Origin of the sequence: Zarconia navalis LEGE 11467 (assembly GCF_015207075.1) — a bacterium.
In the GTDB taxonomy this organism is placed as follows: domain Bacteria; phylum Cyanobacteriota; class Cyanobacteriia; order Cyanobacteriales; family Geitlerinemataceae; genus Zarconia; species Zarconia navalis.
In genome coordinates, this window is sequence record NZ_JADEXN010000349.1 from 1 (window position 1) to 5,887 (window position 5,887).

General features: G+C 50.3%; 6 protein-coding genes and 1 pseudogene. 5 read left to right on the forward strand and 2 right to left on the reverse strand.

The genetic code is table 11. The features are described 5' to 3' along the window. Nucleotides 1-257 precede the first annotated feature (257 nt). From IQ235_RS16690 to IQ235_RS16705, 4 genes are all read left to right on the forward strand, one after another. Nucleotides 258-929 carry a nitroreductase family protein gene (locus IQ235_RS16690; protein ID WP_264322559.1) on the forward strand — a complete coding sequence of 224 codons (672 nt, stop codon included), beginning with the start codon at nt 258-260 and terminating at the stop codon, nt 927-929. Nucleotides 930-1,027: 98 nt separating this feature from the next. After that, on the forward strand, nt 1,028-1,666 hold the full coding sequence (locus IQ235_RS16695; RefSeq protein WP_264322560.1) for an antibiotic biosynthesis monooxygenase family protein: 639 nt from the start codon (nt 1,028-1,030) through the stop codon (nt 1,664-1,666). A 52-nt stretch (nt 1,667-1,718) separates the two neighbouring features. Then, a complete protein-coding gene (locus IQ235_RS16700) occupies nt 1,719-1,910 on the forward strand; it encodes a hypothetical protein (RefSeq protein ID WP_264322561.1) in 192 nt (63 codons plus the stop codon). Nucleotides 1,911-2,274: 364 nt separating this feature from the next. Further along, nucleotides 2,275-2,472, forward strand: a complete 198-nt coding sequence (locus IQ235_RS16705) for a hypothetical protein (protein WP_264322562.1) — start codon at nt 2,275-2,277, stop codon at nt 2,470-2,472. 170 nt (nt 2,473-2,642) lie between these two features. Here IQ235_RS16705 and mrdA read toward each other — a convergent pair whose 3' ends face one another. Beyond that, nucleotides 2,643-4,481, reverse strand: a complete 1,839-nt coding sequence (mrdA, locus tag IQ235_RS16710) for a penicillin-binding protein 2 (protein WP_264322563.1) — start codon at nt 4,479-4,481, stop codon at nt 2,643-2,645. A gap of 662 nt (nt 4,482-5,143) precedes the next feature. On the opposite strand from mrdA, the gene IQ235_RS16715 reads away from it, so the two are divergent. Continuing rightward, nucleotides 5,144-5,524 (forward strand): GNAT family N-acetyltransferase, encoded by a 381-nt coding sequence (locus IQ235_RS16715; protein WP_319592611.1) that lies wholly within the window; start codon nt 5,144-5,146, stop codon nt 5,522-5,524. Between the two features lie 68 nt (nt 5,525-5,592). Here IQ235_RS16715 and IQ235_RS16720 read toward each other — a convergent pair. Beyond that, nucleotides 5,593-5,887 (reverse strand): annotated as a pseudogene (locus IQ235_RS16720) (AAA family ATPase); the annotation flags it as partial.

Below are 5,887 nucleotides of genomic sequence, written 5' to 3' on the forward strand. Positions count from 1 at the left end.
GCATCGGTTTGAGGAGGAGAATTTTGAATTCGGAATTCGGAATTCGGAATTGAAGAGGGAGAGATGGGGGGATGGGGAGACACTGTAGGGGCGCGCGCATTTGAGCGACATCTCATCGATAAAACGACACCTCACATGTCCAAATGCTATAGCCTACGGCATGGCTGCGAAGCGCGCCCTCTTCGGGTGAGGGGGAGATAGAAGAATGCGAGTCAGATGCTTGCACTGTTTGTGTTAACTGATAACTGGAGAATCTCATGAGTCCCGATCCAAATTTACAAGCCAATCCGTTAGACGTTCCGACAGCAATTCGCCAACGTCGTTCGATTAAAAGTTTCAAGCCCGATCCGATTTCGCCCGAGTTACTCAAACAATTGGTGGAACTGACGGTAGCAGCCCCGAGTAGCTGGAACCTTCAGGATTGGCGCATCGTTTTGGTGCAAGCGGAAGCCGGGCGAATTGCCTTAGCCGAGGCTGCAGTTAACCAACAGCAAAACGTTCAAGCCCCCGTAACATTTGTTTTTGGGGCAGATGCGGTAGCTTGGAAAAAAGACCAAACACCCATTTACGAGACCGCCCGCCAGAATGGGGCATGGCCGGAAAAAGCCATTGAATACTTTAAAGCCACCGTTCCCCAATTTCAAAGGGGATTGGGAGATAAAACTCGCGAGTACGCCGTCAAAGATGCGACGATCGCAGCGACACATTTAGTACTCGCGGCCGAAAGTTTGGGGTTATCCACCTGTTTTATGAATGGCTGGATTGAAGATCGGGTGAAAGCCGTCATTGGTGCAGCGGACGATCCCGATTTGGCGATCGCCGTTCTGGTTCCTGTAGGCTATGCTGCCGAACCTCGTCTCGATCCCGGTCGGTTGCCCCTCTCGGAAAATGTGTTCGTCGATCGCATCAGTAATTCTTATTCGGGTTAGTGGTTCGTGGTTAAGCCGGATTCTCTTCCCCGTCTCCCCATCCTCTCCTCATTCCACCTGACATTCTAAGTTCATCGATATTATCTGGAGGCTTTAAAATGCCAACTCTCGCAACAAACAACGAGGCGATCGCGGTTATTATTATTTTCCGAGTCGAACCCGATCGCCAAACCAAACTTCTCGAAACCATCGCTGAATTTCTAGAAACCGTCAAGGAACAACCGGGCTTTATTTCATCGAGCATTCATAAGAGTTTAGATGGCGTGAAAGTTGCCAACTACGCCCAGTGGCAAAGCGTGGAAGATTACGAAGCCTTCCTCAACGATGCCGACGTGCAAGCCAAAGCCGCCAAACTGCGGACGTTTTCCCCACCGGATGCCCACACTTACGAAATTTTCATCTCCGAGTCGAAAGTGGGAACCCCTCAGATTCAAACTGGAGAATATGTCGTTCATATTGCCGAATTTCGGATGTCGCCAGAGAACCAGCCGGCCATGGTAGAGTTGGCGAAAGAACACGTCAAACCCGCTATGGAATTGCCGGAATTGATTTCGGCCACCTTCCACCGCAGCTTTGATGGAACTCGGGTGATTAATTACGGACATTGGCGCGACTCTTCGGCGATCGAAGAACTGAGGAAACAGCCGGGATTCGGTTCGGAGTCTCCCTATTGGGAAGGCATCGCTGAAAATGAATTTCACCTCTACGAAGTTTTGTTTACCGAACCAGCCACGTAATGGTGAATGGTGAATCGTGAATGGTTAAGCCTGATTCTCTCCCTTGTCTCCCTTGTCTCCCTTGTCCTCCCCCTCTCCCCATCCCCTGGCTTATTTAGGCAGTCAATGGCTCGGTGCGATCGGGATTTTTGCGGCGGCCTGCTTCTCCAATATTGCCGTGGGTTTGGCAGCGTTTTTGTGGAGTCAGAAAACTTGCAATACCAAAGCTGCATCGGAGTTGGAAAAACCGCTTCCTTCCGCCTGAGTCGATCGAGCAGGCTCGTCCCATTCTGAAAAACGCTCGATCGCGATGGCGAATCTTCGATGGACTTTTGGGGAGTTAGAAGGGAATCGATAGACGGATCTCTTCATATCGAAATCGCCAACAGGCTCAACTTCTGTACGCACAGAAGTTTTTCCGAATTGTGCATCGAGTCTCACGAATTGAAATGCGATCGCGATCGCGCCCCCATGCGATCGCGGACACAAGAAAACTCGCACTAGATCCCTCGATCTCATAATAGACCTCACTTTACATTCCGATGAAGATCTTTTATTTTTAGGGTTTCGATCGCTGTCGAACTCATCATGAGGAGCGATATTAGAATGACAGAGTTTTACAGCTACGGATGGAAATGTTTCTCGATCGCTCTCAAATCTCCCTAGAAGAATTATTCGCCCGTGCGTGGAAAACGGGTTGCTTGACAGATACCGAACAGCAGCAGCTTAGAGAACAGTTACTCGAAAAATCCGTCACCCGAGACGAACAAAGTACGATCGAGCGCTTGCTCCATGCCACCCGTCGCGGCTGGCTGAAAGTGATTTAATTCTCTCCCACCGATACCAAGGCAATCCCGTGTCGAGCAACCCTCGACTGAATCGCTTCATTCGGGCATTCTGCCAAATTTTAGATTTTCTCCAAAATGGGATCGGTCGATCCCCTTTCCCCTCAATCGAGCTTGAAAACGGGATCGACAAACGGAGGCGCGCTTACACGTTACTCTGGCAAATCCGACGACTCCAAAGGAGACTCAGAAGCCACGCCAAAATAAGTTTTAAACAATTCGTGAGCGATCGGAGCCGCAACTTTCGAACCGTATCCGCCTTCTTCTACCACAACGGCGATCGCGATTTCGGGATCGCTTGCCGGGCCGTAAGCGACGTACACCGAGTTATCTTCTTGACCGGGAACCTCCACCGTTCCGGTTTTCCCTGCCGTTAGAGGAATCGAACCATCGTTGAGCGATCGACCCGTACCGCTTTCGACGACCGCTTGCAGTCCGGCCCGAATCACGTCTAGGGTTCCCGGTGCGATCCCCGTCGGTTCCGGTTCCGTTTCGGCGGTATTCGTCTGCTGCGCTAGCAGATGGGGCTTGACCCGCATTCCCCCGTTGGCGACTGTGGAAACCATCACGGCTAATTCTAGGGGAGTAACCAGCACTAATCCCTGACCGATGGACATACTCACCGTATCCCCCGTATACCAAGGCTCACCGTACAGTTCCTCTTTCTCTTCGGGGGTGGGAAGGGAGCCAGGAAGGCTGCCATCGAGTCCGAGTAACTCTAAATCCGTCGTTCCAATTCCAAGGATCTTGCCCCATTTTGCAATTTCCTCGGGACCGGCGGCCATTCCCACCTGATAGAAGAACGTATTGCTGCTGTAAGCTAAGGCGTCTAAAAAACCGATAACGCCGTAGCCACCGCTATGTTCGTGAAATTGCGTACCCCCAACGGTGATGTAGGATGAAGTTCCCAGGACTGAATCGGGGAAAAACTGACCCGACTCCATTCCCGCAACTGATGTCACGATTTTGAAGGTACTGCCGGGGGGATAGCCTTGTAGGGCGCGGTTTAGGAAAGGTTTATTGACCCCTTGGAGGCGTTCCCACTCTTCGGCGACCACGCGACGGGTGAAAATATTGGGATCGAAGGTGGGAGCGCTTGCCATCGCCAGCACCGCACCGGTTTTGGCATCGAGTACCACTGCCGCACCGCGCCGATCTCCCAGGGCTTGTTGAGCAGTTTTCTGAAGATCTAAGTTGAGGGTGAGATTCAGACTCGTTCCCGCTTCCGCCTCTTGGGTGCCCAACTCTTGAATTTCCTCTCCTTTAGCATTCACTTCGATGAGTCGATTGCCCCATTGCCCATCTAAAAGCACCCTTGCCGATCGTTCGACTCCCATTTTGCCGACGAGCATTCCCATAGGATAGTTAGGGTTTTCCTTTAAGTCGTCTTCTGTGGCTTCGCCGATATATCCAAGCAGGTGAGCGGCAAAATTTTGATGGGGGTAGTAGCGGCTGGAGTCGCCCCGAATTTCCAAACCGGGGAATTCCGCCGTGCGTTCGCTCAGGGCAATAAAAGTGTCTCGATCGAGATCGCGACGGATTCTGACGGGGACATTTGCCGAGAAACCGGCTTTTTCTAACTGTTCGAGAATCTCATCGGTCGATAAGTCAAGGAGGGAACTCAACTGGGTAGCCGTCACGCGCCATTCTCGGCGGGATTGTTGCCTCGGCCACAGGTAGACCGAACGGGAAAGGCGGCTAATGGCGATGGGTTTATCGTTTCGGTCGAGAATGTTACCTCGCGCGGCAGGAACCGGTACGAGTCGCACCCGATTGTCTTCGGCGGCAGCTCGGTGTTCTTTGCCCTGCACGAGTTGGAGTTGAGCGATCCGCAGGCTGCATATTCCCAGACCGAGGCTGACGATTCCCATAACGAACAATGCCCGGAACGTGCGTCCTTGGAGTGCTGCGCGATCGGAGATTTGGGAGGGCTTAGCAGTATAGGATAAAGGTCTGGCTCTAGCGGAAGATAGGTAAAGATCGCTTTTCATGTGGATTGAGACAGGAGTATGGGGATCGATCGCGATTGACTGCTCTTTGAACTCTTTGGTCAGTCAAGAGTTCAAAGAGCAGCAAGCGAGAATCGATCGAAATATTTGTCAGTGGAAGGTGGTATGAGAAACCCAATCGGCTTTCGTCAGGTTCTCTAGATTGTGTATCTGGTGAATCTAGAGAGATTTGATTTCTTCGGATTTCCGTACTTTCTATATTTTATTTCGAGCACCCACGAGCAGTCTAGAGGGGAAAAATACAGGCGTTCTATTTCTCGATTGGTAAAACTCTACTACATTTATCCCAAACCGCATCCGTGAAATTACTCATTATTATGAATATACGAGGCAATCGACCTGAAAACAGAAATAATTGCAACTCGAAAAAAATATAAACTTTTTAAAATTACAAGCTTTGGATTCAGTATTTAAAGTTACAGAAATCATTTTTACGAAAGTGATTTTAACCACAAAAGAGATCTTATTGAGGAATAATATTTTTCTTTACAAGCAAAGTATACCCTCTTCCGTAAAGTCTCGAATCAAAAATAAAAAAGTAAAAATAAAGAATTTGATAAGCTATGGATAACCTTCCGATATCTTTACCTAATGAGTGTAGGATCCGTCGAGCGACTGCGCGAGACATCTGGTCAATTCGGAAAATGGTGCTGGGAGCGAAACTCGATCCCACTCAGTTACGGTGGCAGCAATTTTGGACGATCGAATGTGAAGAAAAACTGGTGGCCGTGGCTCAGTTACGCGAGTTTCCGGAGGCGCAGGAGTTGGGGAGTTTGGTGGTTCTACCATCGTGGCGCGGTCGCGGCTTGGGAACTTACTTGACGCAGCACCTGATCGATCGAGCGGCTCAACCCTTATATCTCGAATGTTTGGGCGATCGACTCGCAAAATTTTACGCCGGTTTGGGTTTCGTTCCCATCTCCCACTCCGAACTGCCACAATCGCTGAAATTAAAGTTTGGTATTTCTCAATTGGGACGGATTTTGTTCAAAATTCCCGTCATCATCATGCAGTATCGAGATTGAGAGAATTCGGAGTTTCTTCAATCTTCTCTATCTTTGCGAATTCCGCACGTCCAATTTCCGCGCTTCAATTATTGACCCACAACGATCGACCACAACCCGATCGCCAGAACGATCGCCCCGAGATGTTGGGGTAAGAGCGATCGCATTGATTGACGAGCGATCTTTTGCGTCAGGATGATGGAAAAAATGACAGAGATCGCGATCGTCGTTCCTTGCAAAAAGGCGATAACCGCTGGATGTGCTACCCAAATCGGCAAACCTTCCCCCCGAAAGCCAAACGTCGCGACGGTCACAGGTACGATCCGACCCGCTACCCCTAACCCCAGGTTGAGATAATGAGCGAGGCTGCCCCCCCAAACCAGC